Consider the following 20,811-nt stretch of genomic DNA (forward strand, 5'->3'; position numbering starts at 1 on the left):
GTCAAAATGATGGGCATTTTGAGTGAGGAGAATTTCTGCAATGCCTAGTAAACGATAACTTCAGTATTCCCGAGTATGATGCTAATTTTTTACGTACTCGATGGGCATGAACAAACCGGGTCCGGAGAACAATTATTTCTAATATCCAAGCTGGCTTACATTTGAAACAATTCTTCTGACCCGATTCTTACCTATCCGAAACGCCGCATTGCGTCCAGCGTCAATCCTGTACCAACGCTCCCAAATCGATCACCCTCCACCACATTCACCTGCGGAAAGACGTTCTTCACTACATGTTGCACAGAAGGTAGGCCGGTAGTACCACCGGTTAAGAAGATGCTATCGATTTGCTCAGGGGAAATCTGCGCTTGCGATAAAGTGTGCCGAATGGTTTGATCAATGCTCGCCAGCTCTTTCTCTGTGGCTTGATCAAACTCCGCACGCTGACACTGTGGTCGTAAATTGGGTTTTATAAACGCCAGATCAAGCTCAGCTTCAAGATGTTCAGATAGACTAATTTTGCAGGCCTCTACATGGGTAATCAGGCGATGCCCTTGCTGATCTTTTAACACCTTGAGTAGACGCTCGATCAAATCGGGTTGTTCGGCACAGAGTTTCAATTGCTCTATATAGTTTATATTCGCCCGATCATATTGTTTATGTATCAAATGCCATGTTGCGAGTTGAAAATAGGGAGCGGTTGGCATCTGTAGTCGCGATGTCTCCTGTACATAGCTCTGCATACCAAGCTCAGGCATCGCCTTGTATAGATTAAAGCGTCGATCAAAATCGTTACCACCGACATGCACGCCCGTAGTAGCCAGAATGTCAGCATAGCGATCTGTTGCGTGTATGCGCTGCGGAGACAAACGGATGATGGAAAAATCCGAGGTACCACCGCCAATATCCACAATCATCGCCAGCTCTTCCTGGTGTAACTGTTGCTCGTAGTTTAAGGCTGCGGCAATGGGCTCAAATTGAAACTCAACATCCTTGAAACCAACGGCGCGATAGACTTCCGCCAGTGCCTGTTGCGCTGAATCATCGGCCTCCTTATCACCATCCACAAAATGCACCGGGCGCCCCGCCACCACTTGAGTCAGTGTTTCACCGGTTTGCGTTTCCGCACGTTTCTTTAACTCCGAGATAAAGTCAGCGATGATCTCAGGATAAGTCACGCGACGCATCCCAACTTGAGTTGTTTGATTCATCAGAGACGTACCAAGAATACTCTTTAAAGAGCGCATCAAACGCCCATATTCTCCATCGATATAATCATCAATGGCTTCACTGCCAAAACTGGTGCGGTGGTCTTCAAAATGAAAAAACAGGGCACTGGGCATGTTCGCCCGACCCGGCTCAACAGGGAGTAAAATCGGATGCCCCTGCTCCACGACGCCAATCGTGGAATTGGATGTTCCAAAATCAATACCGCAAATTGAGTTCATGAATCAGGGGCTCTGGCGTGGTAAAAATAAAAGGGTCGACAATATACGCTACATCTCGGCAAAAAAGAATGGATGTGAATGAGTAGATAAATATAGTAGAAATCAGGGGACACGGTAGATTCGTTTTTTTTCATTGTATAAGCGACCTGGATAGGACGCCAATTACTCACATAAATGTGGTCTGCTTTGCAGTGTTTGCTGCTGTTAAGGCGTGAGTATAGTTATGTGAGCTATTTGACTATGTGGCTGGTTTATCTCTCATCGCAGAAGCATGACGTTCTAAATTGACTCGTATATATGTGAAGAGATAATTGTCGATACTTTTTACAATCCTTAATCATAAGGATTTTCCTAGGAAATACAGATCATTGTAAAGTATACAATTCTACTTTTTGGTACAGCAGTTGCCTTAATTTTTATACGTAATATTGAAGTCTTTATATCGAGGGGGCCTAGTTATGTTTATCAATTCCTTCAAATCAAACTTCTTCTCTACTTGCTTATTGTGTTTTTCGCTCATAACGATATCTCAGGCAAAAGCGACTGTCATCTACGATAATACGACCAACCCAATCGGTGGAGGAACGGCTCTCAACTATGCACTGTCGGCAGATGACTTTCAGTTAAGTCAAAATACAACCGTAACCGGAGCGACCATAGGCCTTTACGGTGGAGGTATAAATCTCTGGGATTTGAGCGGTGAATGGGCTATTTTCAGTAATGGCCCCAATCAACCCGGCAGCATATTAGCAATTGGTCTTGCTGACAATGCCCAACTGGTAGGAACTGATTATAGTTTTGACTTTGGCGATAGCGTCATGCTGAACGCAAACACTACCTATTGGTTCGGATTTCATGCACTAAATGGGGGAAACAACGCTGGCTTAGCCTGGCAGAGCCGATCATCGCCAATAGGCTCAACCAGTGCGACGATTAGTTTATCAGGTGGCTATACTAATCCTTTAATTGCTAACTACAGCAATTCTTCTGACTGGGTGCTTCATTCTTCATTTGACATAGTCTTTCAATTGCACGGATATACAGCTGTTCCAGAACCCTCAGCCATTGCCTTATTCGCCCTCGGCTTGCTGGGGCTAAGCTTTTCCAGAAAGCACAAGGCATAAAATCTATTCTATACGGCACACAGACCCGCTCTTGTAGCGGGTTTTTTAGTTTATGAACGTCGGTTTCGCCCAGAAGCGGACGTAGAGATTTGCCGAAAGCGGACAATCAATGCCCAAGTAGATTCTGACTGCATTGCAGCGGAAGCAGCCATTTGAGCAACAACTACTAAACCAAGTCTCTCTACTAGACGCGGGAATTCAATGGCAAAACTCGTTGGCGAAAACGGAGCATTGCGAAATTATCGTTCGTACCTTGCAGATTCCCACGCGTGTATTGCATGCATTCTGGTCTCGCCCCAATGATACCCGCCAAGCTTACCACTTTGTTGTATGACACGATGACAAGGAATTAGAAAAGCGACTGGATTTGCGCCTATCGCTGTGCCGACGGCGCGAGCAGCACGCGGCCTTCCTACTTTAGACGCAACCTGAGTGTAGCTTGTCACCGTTCCAGGCGGTATTTCCAACAATGCCTTCCATACACTAATTTGAAAATTTGTTCCGGTAACATGCATAGAAAGTGGCCGATCTAATTTCATATCCCTGGCAAACATTGACTCAATAACTTCAGACGTGCCTTCATAATTTTCACGCAGAACAGCATGAGGCCACTTTCTAATTAATTCGTCCAAGTGGGTATCTGTATCATTTCCACTTAAAAACGCCAGTTTGCAGATTCCCTTTGGAGTTATGGCAATAAATATGTTTCCAAAAGGAGTGGCATGTATAGCATGCTCTATAGCAATACCGGCACCGCCCTTTTTGTATTCGCCTGGTGTGACGGCTTCTAAATGTACAAAATGATCATACAACCGCGAACCGCTACTTAATCCTACTGCGTCTGAAACCTCCAATAGGGATTTAGATTCAGATTCAGATAGTAATTGTTTTGCGCGTTCTACGGTAAGTATCTGCAAGAATTTTTTTGGCGTCACACCGGCCCACCTAGAAAAAAGGCGTTGAAAATGGAACGGACTCATATGCAAATGCGCAGAGATTTCCTCAAGAGAAGGTTGCTGAGTTATACGTTCACTTATAAATGAGATAGCCTTAGCTATCCGTTCATAGTCAGACATGGTTGTTTATCCAGCTATCGAAAGCCACGCTAGCAAATAGTTTTGAAGTGGCATACCCAATTCCCGAACTAGCCCCGGTGACAATGGCAATTTTTTCAGATAATAATTCATGATTCTGGCCGTCCACAATATCTTCTAGTAGAAACACATTATGGAAGGTCAGCCCAGTTTACTCGACCCGAATCTTGCTACATTGTCTACTTAAGACATAACAGCTGCTATACGGACACCGGTAGACCCGTGGATAAGTTGCAAAGAGTCGAGTGAGTCCTATTTGTCAATAGCCTAAATGTCCGCAAACAATATTAAAACGGCCAATACCGGACACTGAAAGAAATGCTATTACTCTGACCCGATTTTGATGACTAAAACGGGCAGGTACTCTCCCCTTCTATCCGCTCACCCGTGACAGGATGATCAAACGTTACACTCGTCGCGTGTAACATCAAACGACTGGCCATAGAAAACGCCTCATCTGTCCCATATAGATCGCAGCCCAAAATGGGATGCCCTAATTCTCGGCTGTGGATACGCAGTTGATGCGTACGACCCGAAACCGGTTTAAACAGCACTCTTGTTGCAAAAGGTTCCTCCATGCGTTCTATTACCTGATAATGTGTCAATGCCCATTTACCGGTTTCATAACATATCTTTTGTAGCGGAAAATTTGGCCTATCTTTTGCGACGGGCAGATTGATACAACCCTCATCCTCGATAAGATGTCCATGCAATAGAGCCGTGTAGGTCTTGGTCACAGTGCGACGCTTGAATTGTTCACAGAGGTGCGCATTTACTACTTTATTCAAAGCCACGACCAAAACACCCGAGGTACCGAAATCGAGACGATGAATCATCGTCGCGTCGGGGAATAGCTTGACCAAACGGAAATGAACCGAGTCTTTGTTTAATGGATGCTTTCCCGACAAGGTCAACAAGCCCGTTGGCTTGTTGATTAATAGGAGATGTTGATCTTTATAAAGAACCTCTAATTCTTCGTCGCAGAAGGGAACGATAAAGGGATCGGCTTGTGGCTGCATAGTGGTTTTTTGTTAAAAAGGTATAAAATCATCACACTGAGACGGCGTATATTAAAACAAGCCGAGCACCGTGCCCACTTATTTTGCCCGATAGTCTTTCATACGTAATCGGCCACACGCGGACACTCAAAGAACGATAACGGACATTAGTATTCTAGAAGAGTCTGTGCTCCACACCCAATTCTCACATAATTCTATAGCGGACTTAAATGGGCTATAATGCGTCTTTGAACACTTTCCACCTTATTTGATCCGTCATTCACCCCGGGAATCCAGTTAGAATGAGTAATGAGTCAAACTATCTAAACCATCCACTGCGCGGACTTGGCTTGAAAAGCTTATTGACAGAAATAATAGATCACTACGGTTTTGAAATCCTCGATGCTTATTTAAATCTCAACTGTTTTAAAACCAAACCGAGCCTCGATTCCAGTATAAATTTTTTAAAAAAGACTGACTGGGCTAGAGAAAAAGTTGAGAATTTCTATTTGTATGAGTTTAAAAACTTACCCAGACCATCATCCGAACAGCTATTGATACCTCCGAGAGAGCGAATTATCCCAGAAGGCCAGGAACCCAGCGAACCCAAAATACTGACACTCAAAGATGCTGAACTTTTATATGAAAAGCGCCCAAGAAAATCAACGGAGCGGAACACGAAAAAGCGCTCTCCTTCAGATAAAAAAGCCGACCCCTGGGCCAAAGCCCGACAGAAAAAGTAAAAGGGCTCCCACATATTTATCTAAAATCGTCGACGGTTTTTGTTTAATGAGACCGGCTTTCAAACAACTAGAGTTACGAACGGTATTGTCGGCCAATAGCGGACATACAGATTGAATTGTTGACCCTTTTACTTCGTGTAATTCCTCATAAACGCTTTCTATACTTTAAGACTCCTCCAGTTCTCAGAGGAGTACAGAAATGCCTAATACATCAGTAAATAACTCAGCTATAAAACAGCCTGAGCCATGGAATAAACACAAGCTCATTGGTCAGAAGCCACCGCTCAAACTCAAGGAAATCTGGGCAATCCGCATACGACTACAGCTTGCCAATGCCACCAAGGAACTCGCTTTATTTAACCTGGCAATAGACAGCAAACTCCGTGGTTGTGACCTTGTAAAACTCAAGGTTCGAGATGTCGCACACGGCACCAAGGTAATGTCTCGTACCATGATCTTGCAGCAAAAAACCAAACGTCCGGTTCAGTTTGAGATTACGCAACAAACGAGGGAGTCTTTGGGTGCATGGATCGCTGAAGCAAAATTCCGATCCGATGATTACCTCTTTCCAAGCCGCATACACGAAACTCCCCATCTCTCAACCCGCCACTATTCGAGGATTGTGAAATCATGGGTTTCTTTAATTGGTCTTGATCCTAGCGACTATGGAACGCATTCGCTCCGGAGAACCAAGGCTACATTGATCTATAGGCGTACGAAGAATATAAGGGCTGTTCAGTTGCTGCTTGGGCATACCAAGCTTGAAAGCACTATTCGATATCTTGGGATTGAGGTTGACGATGCGCTAGAAATAGCCGAACAGACGGAAATTTAAATACTTTTCTCACAAGTAAGCATTCGTTTAAGCAATCATTTAATCGTCCAAGCATTACCATGACCAGATTTGTATCCGTAATATTTTTGTTTGAATCCAGTCATCGCGGCCACATATTGAGAGAGTATTAGAGTTACGTCGCTAGCTTGTGGAACTTCATCTTCATCCAACATATCCAAGAACTCGATAGAATCTTCATTTTCAAGAATAATCCTGATTTTACCGAGAAGCCTATTAACGATTTTTATTTTACTTTTACTAACAGCAGAATCAGGTTTCTTTTTAGATAGCTCCTTAAATTCTTCATACATAGACTTTAACAATGGCATCGTCGTATCGTGTGCATTAGCTAGTTCTAACGTTGTTTCTGACTTTTCTTTCATTCCAGCTAGTCCTTCAATTTCTTAGGTTTTACTGTCCTTATTTCAATCATGCCGTCTTCATCTACGTCATCGTCCGATTCTCCTTTTACACGCCAGTACCAGGTGCCGTATGAGTTAACCACGTTATCTGACCGTAATTTTTCAAAACATTGAAGATACTGAGATAAGATAAAAACCACATCACTAGTTTGAGGTACATCATCTTCATCAAACAAATCAAAGTCATCAAATGGCCTATACTTATTTGTTAAAAAGTTGTTGCTATCCTGCACAAGCTTATTGATAAACTTAAGTTTGAATTTATTAACCGCGTCGTTCGGATTCTTCTTGGACAACAATGCTATCTCATCATACACGCTTATAAGTTGACCAGAGAGCTTTTCGAACTTATCTACATCTTTCTTATCCATTTTAATTCCCTTCATGATGGACAGCTTCTTCTGAACTCCACATACTTTTTCTTTAGTACTTCAATAGGAGCTCTTTGCTTACTCTCGTATACATCAACCATGAGCTTTAGATCCTCATCAGTAACTGCAATAATACACTTTCTCTGAGAAGACCAGAGGTCAATTGTATTCTGGAACATAGCTTTAGGTAAGTCATTTCGTGTAAGAAAAACCCCAAAATTACCTAAACCTGTCTGCAAATATCGATTTAGCTGATTTATATGATCACGCTCTATTTTTTTAACATTTTTCATTTCAAAAACAAGCTGCCTATTTCCGTAGTCGGCAAATATTTCGTCCAAAAAATCCACATCTCTATTGTTGTAAAATATTAGATCTCTAATGTGTCGGCCAGACTCTGTTCTACTTTGCGTTTGAGCAAAATCTAGATGAGGATAAAATAGTGAAGCGAGAAGGTCTGCAGACAAATCTTCATATTTAGTATCTGCTCCACCTTCTTTTCCAGAGTTTAGTTTTAATATTTCTTTTAGTTTTCTCTTTGCCGAAACCACTGGGATTTGGCTAAACAAGGGATCATTTTTACAGTCCGCAGACGTTTTATCTTTGTTCTTTATATATTCTTCAACGACCCCGTAATTTTCTCTATTAAAATTCAGAACTTTAACTCGTTCTTGTGGTTCATCAGGGTGAAAAATATCATCTCTAGGACAATAAGAACGAAAGTAGTCTTCGTAATTTATCCAAGGATTAAACCTCAACCATCTTTTAGGCGTGAAAATTAGCGGTTCTTTAGTTTGGGGATTTACAGGTAAATACGCCTTTTCGTTAGTGTCAAAGTCATGTTTCTTGTAATTATAAACTGAATCTAGAATAACCCCTTCTGTTGGTATTTCATGTAATTCGCATTGTTCGATGGTGTAGTCGATAAGAAATGACTTTATATAGTTACACGCGATATCACTCACACGGTCTTTTGAAACACCATTAACATATAACTGAATAGCTTCAAAGTGTGTAAACCCAAACTGGCTGTATTCAGGAATATCGCGAAAAAGTGACAGTATATCCACAGCCTGGTCTTTACTGATCTTGTGGCCTTTACGGGTCTTAGAAACACCGAGCCCTACTTCTCCGCACTCTGATAGAATTACAAGGACCGATACAGCTTCCTCTTCCCGCCCTTTCTTCAGAAGATAGTTAAGATGATTAAACGAGTTTGCAATCGCTGTATGGAGTGCCTGATCCTGTTGAGATGGAGATTTCCACAGGAGAAAGGGATCAACATATAGCGGAATATCCTCGTTAAAAAACTGAATGGCAAAATCAAGCTCTGCCTGGCTTTTATGTATTCCGTGATAGTCGGTAAGTCTTGGTCTTATCAGGTCCATACTATCTTCTTTTTATGTATTAACTTTCATAAATTCGTAGAAAACTGTCCCAATATATGAACCTATTGCTCCAAGAATAATAGCGGAAAGCGCTGAAATAATCAGAGACCAAATGGGGTGTTTTTTGATAAAGTCGATAAAACGATAGTACAGAGGTTTTCTTATCTTTTTTATTTCTTTTTGAATAATCTCAATGGCGTCATTTGATACTTTCTCTTTCCTCAATCTTTCAACACAGTCCGCACAGATGATAGGTTCGTGACAGGAATATACAACATCACTTTTTATGCCATTCATATCAAACAAACAGCCACGTGTTTCGTCATGGGTGAAATTTGTTTGTTCCTGATTAAGTGGAATTCGTGCCCCATTTCTTTTGAAGACGAGAGTATAGGCATAAAGTAGTCTATAAATAACGTTTTCTAGGGGGATATTTGACCAATTCAAAATTTCCTTGATCTCATGAAATGTAAAAACAACTCGATTATTAGTAAGCCTTCTTGAGTACCAATTTAGTTCGATGGGAACGTTTACTATTGCTATCAGAAAGTCACCAGCAAATTTTTCTGGCAAGACGTCTTCCAAGCCCTCATCTTTAAACTCCCAATCATACCCATCAGAATCTTTCGTCAATGAATAGCTTTCAATTTCACCAACAATTGAAAATACCTTCGATTTCCAATCCTTAAGCTTCTTCCTGTCAAACTCCGCTGGCATATAGCCAATCGTCGCCACGGTTATTTTTACTTTATCCATTAATCTACTTTATGAACCTGTTAAGAGTTCTGAGTGTCCGCTTCGGGTCGAAACCAGTCACTCAACCCTACTAATTCTCGATGTAAACACCGCCCTACGCATCTCAACCACAGCAGCCAGTTTCTCATTGATCGCTTGTACATCAATTGCGTCGCCCTCCACCACGATGTGTGTTTCCTGTGTTACGTTTTTCTTTAGATTCTCAACATTTTCTTGATTAGTCACATTTACGTACATATTGACGACAAAAAGTTGTTCTTCGGTGGCGTCGTTAAATTTTATCTTGTAGTCCTTGTCGTCGACGATGTTGATTGAGTCTTTGGGCTGTAGGAACCTCGCCGTCCATCTGACGTGTAGTTTACCGCCGTTTAGTGTGAATTTGGTATCTATGATTTCGCCTAGCCAGGAAACTGCCTGGCTGGCAGTAATGCCTTGCATATAGGCATTGGGTTGTATTCCTGTTGATTGGATTTCGATCTCAGTATTTTTCTTTTCTTCAAGCTGTCGTCCAGTATCGTCTTGTTTGGATGACATAGCCTTCGCCCTGGCAGTGACGTTGCCTAGCTGTGCCTTGCAGAATTCTTCCAGATTGTCGGCGAGCTTTTGTGTTGCGCATTTCTGAAAATACGGCATCGCCTTGTCAAATTGATTCGATTCTTTGTAGCTGACCGCATACATGTAATCAAGATTGGGATGGGTGTAGCCTTTATTGGCGTATTCATCTAATAGCGCGAGGCTCTCGTTATAGTGTTTGATCGCATAGGCCAAACGGCCCGATTCAAACAAGGCATGCTTGTAATATTTGTCTTTGAACTCGCTTGAACTTAGCGCTAATTCCTTGGCTTTCTTCACAGACTGATACGCCAGTTTGTAGTGTTTCTTGAATTCGTACGCCTTGGCTTTTATATAGTGTCCGAGCGGATTGGTAGTTTGCGAGATGACATAATCGAGCAGGATTAGCGCCTCATAGCTCATTCTGATATCCACCCACTGATTGGCGGCCTGCATCAAGTCCTCGTATTTCCTGTCTTCAAGCAGCTTGGTAAATTCAAGCCAATAGGCGCGATTGTTTTCGTTTGTTTGTGTACTGAGTAATAAGTCCCAGCTGTCGGCCGCTGGATTTTTATGATGGAGCCGATCAAGCAGGGCCGCACGAAGGATGTGCTCCTCTCGTGTGGGTTCCAGCTTTCTTAACGCAGTGTTGAATCGACTGGCATCCTCATAGTTACCGAACATCACCGCAACCAGAAACCGATTGTGGACGATCATGGGGTCATTCTTTTCGTATAACAGTGCCTGATCCAGTAACTCTAGCCCTTTTTCATAATTCTCCAGGTTGAGCATGAGGGCAGCATAGCTCGATAATACGCGTGGCTCTTTCGGTGAGTGATTAAGCGTGATTTGATAAATCTTTTCTGCGGTATCGGATTCTCTGGCGACGATGGACTGCTTCGCCCAGGTGAGGCTGTTGTCGACTAAATCAAGTTGAGTGGACGGCTGTTGATAAGCCTTGTTCAGTTTCCAATAAAAGGCCGGAAAATGCTTATCGGAATAGTCCTCTTGTAATTCACACAGGCTGACTTCGATAGTTACCGTAGATTGCGCCGTGTCGAGTTTTTTCGAGGCCCAATCTTCGGTTTCCTTGCAGACGGATGAATAGGCGACGTCAACACTGCCAAGGCTGAACATCAGCATCCATACAAGCCAATGGCGTGTCATATATTGTCTTATTCTCCTGGGGTACAAATATTCTGCTCTTTTCAATTACTTGCCCGAGCATACCCCTACCGTGTGGTCATGTAAAGCGCGCGTGAGGTTGGCAGTCGCTTACATGTAGCGTAAAATCCGGCGCACAAAGAACTCGAATAAAGGATTCCTCATGCGTCTATCACTGCTGATCGTGGCTGTGTTCTCGTTTACAGCGTGCACACAAGCACCATTGAAGTTGAGTAAGACGCCGACTCAGGCGGAGGACTTCAAACTGCCGCCTGCTGAATTACAAAGCAAATTTCCCGATGTGGATGGGCTGCATCCATACAAGATTCGAGACTATCTGATCTCTCGTAATGCCGATGTGGGCTTTAGTCGTGTTTATATCTCGCCTTTGCGCGAGGATGCCTATGCGATTCTCGGTGAACCTGAATCTACACATGCAGGTGGCTATGATTTGCACATGACCCACTCTCCCACTGTACTTTTGGGGGGCTATGCGATGATTAGTTGGGAATTGCCCTTAATGCGCTATATCGCGTTTGGCGTTATGGGGCTGCATGCACTCATGAGTAAACGGGATGAGCAACTGGAATGGCACAAGGGTGACTATCGCATTACAGCGCAATCGCAAGTCGGAAGTCCTTACCTCAACTACTGGGAGTGGCAGCATCTGCCACAAGGTAAGGATGGTCCGGCGGTAACGTTGTCGAGCAACGAGGCGTCACTGAACTATATGCTCATGAATACCAGTCGTCCATTATTCAATATGATGCGCTTCGAGCCGAATGAACATGGCTATATGTCTATTGGCCTGGGTAGGCGCTTAGGTGGGGATACGAATGGGCTGAGTTATTATCTTGAGGCCAGTTCCAGTTTTGTCGGCACATTGAATACGCCAATCGATTTCTCAAACCAAGGTATTGCGTTACTCTCACGTTGGAGTACCTCGACGAAATATGATGTTGGTATTGGTGCGTGGTATGACTTTTCTATCTTTAAACTCACCGATTACGGTATCCCAGGCAAGGCCGGTATCTTTGTCGAGAAGAGTTTTTTCAAAACCAAACAGGTCGAGCATTTCATCCGTGTTGGATATGCAATGCACCTGGATAGAAACTTAGACACTCGCTATCCGCAGTTTGCCCGTGTACAGGTGGTGTCGCGTTTATTGAAATAAGTGGTGCTGGAGCCGACGTAATTCGGCTCATCAATCACTTTTCGATGTCGTATCAAGAAAGTATATTTGTCCAAAATATATGCATATACGTTATCATTAATACATGCCTATCAATAGGACAAAAACTAGAACGTAAATACCTGGTAATCGTTAATTACCTAGCCAAATTATCGAGAATATTTTCTGCAAGGAAGCAGCGGCATTCTGACAAAGGTCAGCAATATTTTCGGAGGAAATCGTATGATCAAGATGGGAAATTATTTGTTCTGCCTGCTGCTTTTCATGACGGTGGCGGCTTGTTTCCACGATGAGAAAGTAACACCCATCGTAGGCTCCGATGCGAACAGCGGCGATACAACACAGACCGATGTTACGACGCAATCCGACGATATGACGCCGGATGAAGTAGAGGATGCTCTACTCAAAGATGCCACGATTGTATTGGTCGACGAGCAGAACAAGGATTTTTCACTTGATGAATCCTTCTGGTTTGGAACGACGGCGAGCATTGAGTATAGCATTCAACTCGATCCGGACTATGAGAGTGATCTGACTGGGCTTGGCGCAGTTTCCGGTGGTTCCGGAATGGCAAGTAATACACAGATGGTGTCTTCCAATGTTTCCAAAGATTCGGAAGAGACCATCGATTCATACGATTTCGAATTGAGTTACAACCTACCCACGTTTGTTCTTCCGGCCGAGGCAATCGCCCAATTAAAACCCGGTGTTCCCAGACTTAAGGCTTTCGCCCGTGCAGGCGAAGGTGGCGGTCAGAGTACGGTTAAGGTTGTGGTAAAGGGTACTGTTAAAAAGGCCGGCAAGGAAGCAGCGGGAGAGTATTTAAAGAAACGTTTTGGTGATAAGGGCAAGAATGTCGGCTCTGGTGCAAAAGCCGTTCTGGATGTGATTAGCGCATTAGAAGCGGCAAAAGAACACTCAGATTTAATGGATCGCTTAGATGAAATGGAAGACTGTGTAAAAAACCCACTACATCCGCTCGACCAGAAGACGTATCAAGACAATCCGTCAAAACAGCAGGACGATCTGGACAAGATAGAAGGTGTGCGCAACGAAGTGAAGCAGAACACCGGCGTGCGCTTCTTTAATAAGTGGGTTAACAAGGCGGCGGGTTATATTAAGGCCACTAAACCACTTTGGCCGATTATCTCCGGACCTTCATCATACACAGACAGTACGCTAAAAGACGTGAATAAGGACTTGGTCGACACTATCGAAAGAGAGATGCCATCGTGCAAGAACTATTACGAGGGCCGGATGAATTTGAGAAGTTCTATTGATAGCGAAGACAATGACGATGAAACAAAGAATATCGTGGACTTAAAAGATATGCGTTGGAAGCTGAGCCGATACGCGACAGGTGATGTTGCGGTGTACCAAATGAGTCGTGCAGGAGATTTGCAAATTGTGCGTCAGGGAGCTGCCTGGGAAGAAGAGTGCGATCGGTTTGATCAGGTGTTTCATGGTGTCGAGTATTCAGGCACATTGCTAGTGTATGTTGCAGACCGTAGTGACGCCTACGCCAGGAAGTATGCTTGGGGAATCCGTCCGAAGACCGTGATCAAGACGATATCCGCCATATGCGACGATGACGGAGTTCCGGACACCCCGCGTGTGCCAACGCCAAAAGTCGTGGCGCTGCATTCACACCTATCAAGCTGTGGATATGCAACTCCACCCTATGAGCCCTTTGGTATGCCGAGCGATATGCCATCCTATAGTACTTCAGCGATATTAGAGGGAAGTGGCAGCTGGACGTGCGAGTACCTGGATCATAATGCTGATTGGTTACTCACAGAAGTCATCTTGAGCAACTAACGCAAATACGTTGGTGGAAGTCAGGTGCAACTTTTCTTTAATTTCAAAGTAAAGTTGTATCTGACTATTGTTCAGTGTGCGTTTTGATACATCTTTCCCCCCCTGGCTATTCGATACTTGTCTTTGAAATAGAGACCTTCGAATTCGATAAGGCAAAAAACAACACTAGCCTAAGTGAATTCAGATTGGATAAATATCTAACAGCAGAGGAAACGGTATGGGCAGAGTCAAAGCGAAACCACACTTGACGTTTAATGCGGCTGGTCACGGCAACGCGCCGGTCAGACGATTGACCTCCTACTATGTGATCGGTGATACCTCTAACGCGACATCCTGTTATATCTTTTCACATGGCGGCTTGTATCAGAAAAACGTTCAGAATGTACTCGGCTTCAACGTTCCAGAATTTTGCAAGATAAAATTCTACGTACCGCACGGATATTCTATTTGGTCGCCCTCCACTTCCTACCGAAACGGTGAACCGGCGCAGGAAAACCAGACTGGCTTCAAGATGAATTATGTCAATGGTGACAGTTGCCCAAACTATTCCTTAACTAAGTTTGCGGGCCGTCACTCCGGCGCAGAAACTCGACAGGGCTGGGAAGACAATGAAGATGACTATAAAGGCTGGCAAAAAATTGCACATGATGCCGGCATTGTGATTGTTACGCCACGTAATCGTTGGTTCCACTCAGGTGTTTCTCTGGAGAATGCGATCAAAACTATTCAAAGGGAATATCCAAACATCAAAGAGTTTCGCTGTCCCCATTGTCGCGTCAGCAATGTCGATATCAACGGAGATCCACACATGGGTGATCGATATGCCTGGGACGCGGGCAGTGCTGCTTGGTTTGAAAACAAGGGAGACGATGAGAACCCTAACTGGCAACCATGGTAGTCAATTAAGAAGTGTCTAATCCTACTTAACTTTACCCAACACTAACGCACTAAATTGAATAGAAAAAGTATTGAAAAGAGACGACAGGAATCACAATCCTGTCGTCTCCATAACGATGTGACTACTAGCTGAACGTTAACGACGTAGCGTTCTTCTATCACCCCGCCTATCGCCCCGAGCTAGCAGCAACAGCAGTAGCAATCCGAGGATTTCGAATACGCCGATCGCACCACCACCGCGTATGCGCATGCTCACCTGGAACTCGCCAAGCACGTCGAGAACTAGCGATTCGTTGTATCGCGATGGGATATCGTCGGGTTTTAAATCGGGTGCGGTGTTAAACACCTGGCTGATTGCCTCACCGAGTGAAAAGAGTCTTACTTCTTTTTCAATAGTGACGGCCTTGGATTTAATGACTTTCTTACCAGCAACGACATTATTGGCATCGCCTTGTTCTGGTTTTTGTTCGGGTTGCACGCCAGGCATTTTCCGCGTCTGATCGATAATGCTGGCTTCTTCTTGCGCCAGCACGGGGAAACTCATAGCGAGTATACAAACAAAAGATAGGATAATGATTCTTCCAACCCAAACGAATCGACAGGTATCGCCATCGCTTGCTAGAGAATGATTAGTCATTTTTTCCAAGGGTATTTGCATGATTGTTCGTATTCACCGTTGAAACGACCTATTCGTTCATTCCATATTAACGGCGCATAGAAACAGAGGCTGGACGCACTAGGCGTAACAAATTGTTTCAAACGACATATACCCAGTTGTTACTGCTTATTTAATACCTCATTTTTTTGGTCTTGATACACATAGATTCACATGTTGTATTGATAATTCGTCATCTGAATGGGAAGTTAGCTATGCGCTTTATGTTGATCACTGCAGGACTTTTAGGAATCTCGAATATATCGCTGGCAGACGACAAATGGTCGTTCACCTTAGAAGGAGGAGTGATTTATCAAACCGTTAACGTAGTCGAGATTCCGCCCGGTACTGGTACTAGATTTTCGTTAGTCGATTCGCTGGGAAGTGGACCTATTCCCTATTTTAGAGCGGAAATGAATTACGCAATTAATGAACGTCACCGCATACGTCTACTTGCAGCACCGCTCTCGGTAGAAGCCACAGCACAAACCAATCAGTCGATAAACTACAATAATGTTACGTTTTCTTCCAATACGGACACCACTTTTCTGTATCAATTTAACTCATATCGTTTAACCTATGCTTGGCGATTTCTTTCAAATCCCCGTTGGAATGGGGATTTTGGAATCACATTTAAGATTCGTCAGGCAGACATTGCGCTAAAACAGGGAAGCTTAGAAAGCAATTTTCCTGATCTCGGCTTCGTCCCTCTACTTCATTTTGCCGCGCAGTGGAAATTTGATAACAAATGGAATATACAAAGTGACTTGGATGCTATCGCTTCACAATACGGAAGAGCATTTGATTTTGGTCTATTCGTACACTATCGAATCAATCCGAACTGGTCTGTCGGTGCCGGCTATCGCACAGTAGAGGGAGGTGCCGACGTAGACATTGTCTACAATTTTGCATGGTTACATTATGCTGGCCTGCGTGTAAAAGCATACTATTAGAATTTGAAATTGGAGGGTTCGAATACAGGATTTCGCCAGCTATGTCTATTACCTGTATTCGACCCACCGATTCTTTTTACGGCGTAACCGTAATTGTGATTTGATCGCTGTCCTGGCTGCCTTTGTCATCGGTGACTGTCAGTTCAAAGATCAAGGTCATGCTGCGCCCTTTGCGGGTTCTCGGTGCGGTAAAAGTCGCAACCGCGCTATTGGCGTTGTTTATCGATACACTCTTGCCATTCAGTTGCGTCCATTGATACTTGACGATGCTGCCGTCAGAGTCATGCGAAGCACTTCCATTCAGCGTCACGTTCGATTTTTGTGGCACTGTTTGATCGGCTCCCGCATCGGCAACTGGCGGGTTGTTATCACCGGGAGTGGTACCGCCACCGCTGCCCGTACTATCCGCCATTTGGTACAACAGAATATAACCGTCAGATGCGCCACCATTGTAAGTTGTATCAAAGGCGTCACTACTTACAGGCAATACGTCACCGCTCGATACCGAACCACCGAAGTAGATGTTGTTACCACCTGCAGAGGTCATATCGCCACTCACACTCGCTAGCGTCGAATATGCCAAGCTAGTGAGGTCGCTGGACATGCGCGCGAAAAAGTAACCACCTGTCTTTTGCTCTGCGTCAGAGCTAAGAGGAAATTTCGCATCTCCTGCAATACCATTCAGCACGATGTTACCTGCGTCATCTAGTAACAAATCTCTAACCGAGTCGTGGCCGCTACCACCGATGTAGGTCAAGGCCTGTATTGTTTGCAGATCGCGTGAATAGCGCACAAGAAAGCCGTCAGCTTTGGCGATGTAATACGTGGTGTCTGTATTGTCGCAGTCGCCATTGATTCCGCAACTGCTATCGTAAGCACCCGGTGTTGTTGGCAGATTGTTCTTTTTGGTACTACCGCCTACCAACACAAATCCGTCACCAAGCGCAAGCGTATTGAACGCTGTACTGTCATTGCCTAGATAACGGAAACTGTGGCTGGCAAGTAAGGTGGTAATATCTGCGTCAAACTGACGCACCGCGCCATCGGCGCCACCTAAAACTGTATTGGTGATATAGATACTGCTGTCTTCGGCAATTGCAAAACCTGACGGTGTTGATCCGCCTATCCAACTCAAGGCATGCAATGCCGAAAGGTCTGCGGCAACACGCCCCATATAACCGGTAAAGGTGTTGGCCCCAAAACTACCTTGCTTAATACAGTTACACGAGGTGCCATAGGCATTCGGCGTTAATGCAAGATTCTCTTGATTGTGTGTACCGGTAAAATACAGACCACCATTACCCATCGCGAGTTTCTGTATTGTAGCTGGCACAATCATTCCAGCGGCATTCAGCTGCGTTAAATCCGGACTAAAACGCGTAATGAAACCACCAATCTGTTGATAGTCGGACGGATAGCTGTATGCACCTGCTGTTTGCGGAATTCCGTTGTTCGCCTGTCCGGCAACAATCACTTCGCCGTTAGAATCAAGTAACACATCATACGCTGCGCTACCAATAAAAGTCGCATTGACTAGCGTAGTCAGATCCGCACTCATGCGAACTACAAAACCTTCACTAATATTGTCAAAGGTGGAATCGTAACCCAATGCTGTTGGAAAATCTGGTGCCTGGGTACTTCCCACCGCGTAAATATAGTCACCTGCCACGGCGAGCGCATGGACATTGTCGTAGGTGTAAGTTGGATAACCATCGCTACCACCGAGATAGGTTGCGGCTAATACTGGATCGATAACCAACTCACGTGACTTATCATACTCACCGACACGAAAACCGTATTGATTGTCTTTAAGTACATAAGCAACTTCGACAAATTGTGTTTCATTTCCACGTTTCTGAAATGCCACTGGTTGGGTAAATGCGACAGGACCTATGCCAGTATCCATCACCAGTTTGCCATCAACGCCGATATGCGACTTTTCTATCCCTTCTAACTTGACTTTGATCTGATCGGGATTCGCTCCAGGCGCAATATAGAAACGCTTTTCTACATTATTGGCCTTCGCATGTAACTCTAAACGTATGCCGTCGCTCATCTCGCCAAGACTCAAACGGTTCACCGTAGTGACACGCTGTAAACCGTTTTCGTGACGTATGTTGAGATTTACAAGGCCAGTTTCCAGTGACTGCGCCCGCAGTGTTTTGTCTGTTGAAAAACTCTCGCGAAACGCCCATCTGGCCTTTCCATTTTGCATGGAATACACCAAGCCACCCTTGCGATCGACAAAGAGATTTCCGCCAGGAACTGTCGTATAAAAAGCGACATCCGGGTGTTGCTGCCCCTGGTTTTTTACAAATGGAATACTGTTTAGTTGTAAAGACTGTTGAATAGCATTGTTGGATGGCGACTGTTGTATAGTTGCGTGTACATTAGAAACCGCACTAACACCGACGAATAATGCTCCGATAAACAAACGTGTGTGACGTGATAGAACCGACATGATATCCCTCCTGAGGTTTTCTTCCCAGGCTTTACCATGTCAAGCTTTGTTCACAGTATCATCCCGTAAAAATCACAAAACTATCACACGTGAAAAACACTTATTCGAGCAGGTATACTTCAGACTGTTTGGGTGTCGCACATTCGTGACACAAATCGGCGATATATTCGACCAGATCTTCTTCCTGGATAGTAGAAGGAATAATATCCAATGCCGCACGTTTTTTGCCTTCGTTTCCTACGTAACAGGCATTACAGCAATCCTTGCCTCTAACGACTTCCACGTTTCTATCAAAACCAATGCGCTTCACTAATGTCTGCCTTCCGCATAAGTGGGGCGAATAAGTTGTATCTAGTCCCACTTATTCTATAATACGGCCTCTGCGTAGCAAATCATGCTTATTATGTGAGTAAACTGCGTCCCATTTACTCAGGAGAACAGCATGTCCAACGTGCGTCACCGCTATCAAACCATCGAGTTTGGCGATTCCGATATTCACTTGCGCACATTGCGAGACCGCCAGCAGTATGACGATCCGGAAGGCATTGCCGATAAACTTGGAATTTCATCCGCAACATGGCCGCTATTTGGCATAGTCTGGGATTCCAGCAAGGTGCTCGCACACCTGATGTACGAATTCGAGATTCAGGGAAAACGTATTCTTGAGGTTGGCTGCGGCATGGCCTTATCCAGTCATGTGTTGAATAGCCGCCTGGCCGACATCACTGCCACCGATTATCACCCGGAAGTCGAAAACTATCTCGAGATCAATGTGGTATTAAACAAAGGCAAGCCTATTTCATTCCTGCGCTGTGACTGGGCGGACGAAAATGACGAACTTGGGGTGTTTGATCTGATAATCGGCAGCGATCTGCTCTATGAGCTAGACCACCCGGCATTATTGTCTACTTTCATTGATGAGCATGCGAAACGTCAGTGTGAGGTCATCATCGTCGATCCAGATCGCGCGCAACAAAATGCGTTTTGTAAAAAAATGGCGGCGATGGACTTTTCATTTACGAAGAGCAAACCTGTTAACACAGACTATCTCGCAAACCCATACAAGGGGAAGATACTTCGTTTCAATCGGGGACAAAACTAAGGTGTAGAGCCTGCCAATTATCAAATCAGGTGCAGGCTATCGACGCCCGCCCCAACCTCTTTTTTGCTTTTCTTCGAACTTGACCTTGATCTGGTTGCCGCCTACGCTTTTTAGATTAAGCCCGGCAATTGCTGCACGCGCTTCATGACCTTCCATTTCTACAAATGCGAATCCTTTGCATTTGCCTGTAAATATGTCGCGTACGAGCTCAACTGAACGAACAGTGCCAAACTCCGAAAACATATCTTTAACACTATCCTGAGTAGATTCGGGTGGTAAACTGCCGACGAATATTTTTTTCATATCACTCTCTTGTTGATCAAAATAGTAAACATTGAAAAGTGAAAAAAAACAAACCCCGCGTAAGCGGGGTTTGTCATATAGCGTTATTCAAACACTACATTTATGCCGGTACAACATTCTTAGCAGAAGGGCCTTTTGGGCCTTGCTCAACGTCATAACTAACGCGTTGGCCTTCTTCTAAAGAGGCATAACCACCGCCGCTATTGATTCCGGAGTGATGTACGAATACATCTTTACTACCGTTTTCCGGGGAGATAAAACCAAAACCTTTTGTGGCGTCAAACCACTTAACAGTACCAATATTCACTAAAAATTTACCTTAAATATTTAAAAAAAAAAATATACGATCAAGGTCAGTCAGAAAGGTTGAATCGGAGGATTCCAAACTACGGGTCCAGGCATTCCGCCTATTGATAACGATAATTGTATGTGTGTGTTCAAATCCTGCCGCTTATGAGCTAGAAAGCATCTAAACGTAGGATAAGACGTTGGATTATACACAAAGTTCCCTTGACTCACAATTTAGCTTGAAAAT

The 20,811-nt window shown here is 44.2% G+C and carries 21 protein-coding genes; 8 read left to right on the forward strand and 13 right to left on the reverse strand.

The features are described from left to right. Positions 1-191 precede the first annotated feature (191 nt). Complete coding sequence (locus OEZ43_15550; GenBank protein MDH5547006.1) at positions 192-1,448, reverse strand: Hsp70 family protein; 1,257 nt, start codon at positions 1,446-1,448, stop codon at positions 192-194. A 458-nt stretch (positions 1,449-1,906) separates the two neighbouring features. Here OEZ43_15550 and OEZ43_15555 point away from each other — a divergent pair, with 458 nt between their 5' ends. Next, positions 1,907-2,572: a PEP-CTERM sorting domain-containing protein gene (locus tag OEZ43_15555; GenBank protein ID MDH5547007.1), complete on the forward strand. Its 666-nt coding sequence runs from the start codon at positions 1,907-1,909 to the stop codon at positions 2,570-2,572. Between the two features lie 239 nt (positions 2,573-2,811). Here OEZ43_15555 and OEZ43_15560 read toward each other — a convergent pair whose 3' ends face one another. Next, the gene (locus OEZ43_15560; protein ID MDH5547008.1) at positions 2,812-3,648 is read right to left on the reverse strand and encodes a methylated-DNA--[protein]-cysteine S-methyltransferase; all 837 of its coding nucleotides are present in this window, start codon (positions 3,646-3,648) and stop codon (positions 2,812-2,814) included. 365 nt (positions 3,649-4,013) lie between these two features. After that, positions 4,014-4,685 carry a pseudouridine synthase gene (locus OEZ43_15565; GenBank protein MDH5547009.1) on the reverse strand — a complete coding sequence of 224 codons (672 nt, stop codon included), beginning with the start codon at positions 4,683-4,685 and terminating at the stop codon, positions 4,014-4,016. A 281-nt stretch (positions 4,686-4,966) separates the two neighbouring features. On the opposite strand from OEZ43_15565, the gene OEZ43_15570 reads away from it, so the two are divergent. Together OEZ43_15570 and OEZ43_15575 are read left to right on the forward strand one after the other, a co-directional pair. After that, the gene (locus tag OEZ43_15570; GenBank protein ID MDH5547010.1) at positions 4,967-5,407 is read left to right on the forward strand and encodes a VF530 family DNA-binding protein; all 441 of its coding nucleotides are present in this window, start codon (positions 4,967-4,969) and stop codon (positions 5,405-5,407) included. 199 nt (positions 5,408-5,606) lie between these two features. Further along, positions 5,607-6,242, forward strand: a complete 636-nt coding sequence (locus tag OEZ43_15575; protein MDH5547011.1) for a tyrosine-type recombinase/integrase — start codon at positions 5,607-5,609, stop codon at positions 6,240-6,242. A 35-nt stretch (positions 6,243-6,277) separates the two neighbouring features. Here OEZ43_15575 and OEZ43_15580 read toward each other — a convergent pair whose 3' ends face one another. From OEZ43_15580 to OEZ43_15600, 5 genes are read right to left on the reverse strand one after another with little or no spacing between them, the layout of a single operon-like run. Then, positions 6,278-6,625, reverse strand: a complete 348-nt coding sequence (locus OEZ43_15580) for a hypothetical protein (protein MDH5547012.1) — start codon at positions 6,623-6,625, stop codon at positions 6,278-6,280. A gap of 5 nt (positions 6,626-6,630) precedes the next feature. Continuing rightward, positions 6,631-7,035 carry a hypothetical protein gene (locus tag OEZ43_15585; GenBank protein MDH5547013.1) on the reverse strand — a complete coding sequence of 135 codons (405 nt, stop codon included), beginning with the start codon at positions 7,033-7,035 and terminating at the stop codon, positions 6,631-6,633. A gap of 11 nt (positions 7,036-7,046) precedes the next feature. Next, complete coding sequence (locus tag OEZ43_15590; GenBank protein ID MDH5547014.1) at positions 7,047-8,423, reverse strand: hypothetical protein; 1,377 nt, start codon at positions 8,421-8,423, stop codon at positions 7,047-7,049. 12 nt (positions 8,424-8,435) lie between these two features. Beyond that, positions 8,436-9,179, reverse strand: coding sequence for a hypothetical protein (locus OEZ43_15595; GenBank protein MDH5547015.1), 744 nt, complete (start codon positions 9,177-9,179; stop codon positions 8,436-8,438). Between the two features lie 57 nt (positions 9,180-9,236). After that, the gene (locus OEZ43_15600; GenBank protein MDH5547016.1) at positions 9,237-10,898 is read right to left on the reverse strand and encodes a hypothetical protein; all 1,662 of its coding nucleotides are present in this window, start codon (positions 10,896-10,898) and stop codon (positions 9,237-9,239) included. A 160-nt stretch (positions 10,899-11,058) separates the two neighbouring features. Between OEZ43_15600 and OEZ43_15605 the strand changes: the two genes are divergently transcribed. From OEZ43_15605 to OEZ43_15615, 3 genes are all read left to right on the forward strand, one after another. Continuing rightward, positions 11,059-12,069 (forward strand): hypothetical protein, encoded by a 1,011-nt coding sequence (locus OEZ43_15605; protein ID MDH5547017.1) that lies wholly within the window; start codon positions 11,059-11,061, stop codon positions 12,067-12,069. Positions 12,070-12,309: 240 nt separating this feature from the next. Then, positions 12,310-13,905 (forward strand): hypothetical protein, encoded by a 1,596-nt coding sequence (locus tag OEZ43_15610; GenBank protein ID MDH5547018.1) that lies wholly within the window; start codon positions 12,310-12,312, stop codon positions 13,903-13,905. 217 nt (positions 13,906-14,122) lie between these two features. After that, complete coding sequence (locus OEZ43_15615) at positions 14,123-14,803, forward strand: hypothetical protein (GenBank protein ID MDH5547019.1); 681 nt, start codon at positions 14,123-14,125, stop codon at positions 14,801-14,803. A gap of 135 nt (positions 14,804-14,938) precedes the next feature. Here the strand turns inward: OEZ43_15615 and OEZ43_15620 are convergent, their stop codons facing one another. Then, positions 14,939-15,439: a hypothetical protein gene (locus OEZ43_15620; GenBank protein MDH5547020.1), complete on the reverse strand. Its 501-nt coding sequence runs from the start codon at positions 15,437-15,439 to the stop codon at positions 14,939-14,941. A 233-nt stretch (positions 15,440-15,672) separates the two neighbouring features. Between OEZ43_15620 and OEZ43_15625 the strand changes: the two genes are divergently transcribed. After that, entirely contained in the window at positions 15,673-16,410 is a 738-nt protein-coding gene (locus tag OEZ43_15625) for a hypothetical protein (GenBank protein MDH5547021.1), read from the forward strand. A 76-nt stretch (positions 16,411-16,486) separates the two neighbouring features. Here the strand turns inward: OEZ43_15625 and OEZ43_15630 are convergent, their stop codons facing one another. After that, positions 16,487-18,871 carry a PKD domain-containing protein gene (locus tag OEZ43_15630; protein ID MDH5547022.1) on the reverse strand — a complete coding sequence of 795 codons (2,385 nt, stop codon included), beginning with the start codon at positions 18,869-18,871 and terminating at the stop codon, positions 16,487-16,489. A gap of 100 nt (positions 18,872-18,971) precedes the next feature. Continuing rightward, complete coding sequence (locus tag OEZ43_15635; protein MDH5547023.1) at positions 18,972-19,181, reverse strand: hypothetical protein; 210 nt, start codon at positions 19,179-19,181, stop codon at positions 18,972-18,974. A gap of 132 nt (positions 19,182-19,313) precedes the next feature. Here OEZ43_15635 and OEZ43_15640 point away from each other — a divergent pair, with 132 nt between their 5' ends. Beyond that, positions 19,314-19,973: a protein N-lysine methyltransferase family protein gene (locus OEZ43_15640; protein MDH5547024.1), complete on the forward strand. Its 660-nt coding sequence runs from the start codon at positions 19,314-19,316 to the stop codon at positions 19,971-19,973. A gap of 36 nt (positions 19,974-20,009) precedes the next feature. Here the strand turns inward: OEZ43_15640 and OEZ43_15645 are convergent, their stop codons facing one another. Further along, entirely contained in the window at positions 20,010-20,276 is a 267-nt protein-coding gene (locus OEZ43_15645) for an RNA-binding protein (protein MDH5547025.1), read from the reverse strand. Between the two features lie 100 nt (positions 20,277-20,376). After that, entirely contained in the window at positions 20,377-20,583 is a 207-nt protein-coding gene (locus OEZ43_15650; GenBank protein MDH5547026.1) for a cold-shock protein, read from the reverse strand. Positions 20,584-20,811 lie beyond the last annotated feature (228 nt).

It is taken from the genome of Gammaproteobacteria bacterium (assembly GCA_029881255.1).
GTDB lineage: Bacteria > Pseudomonadota > Gammaproteobacteria > S012-40 > S012-40 > JAOUMY01.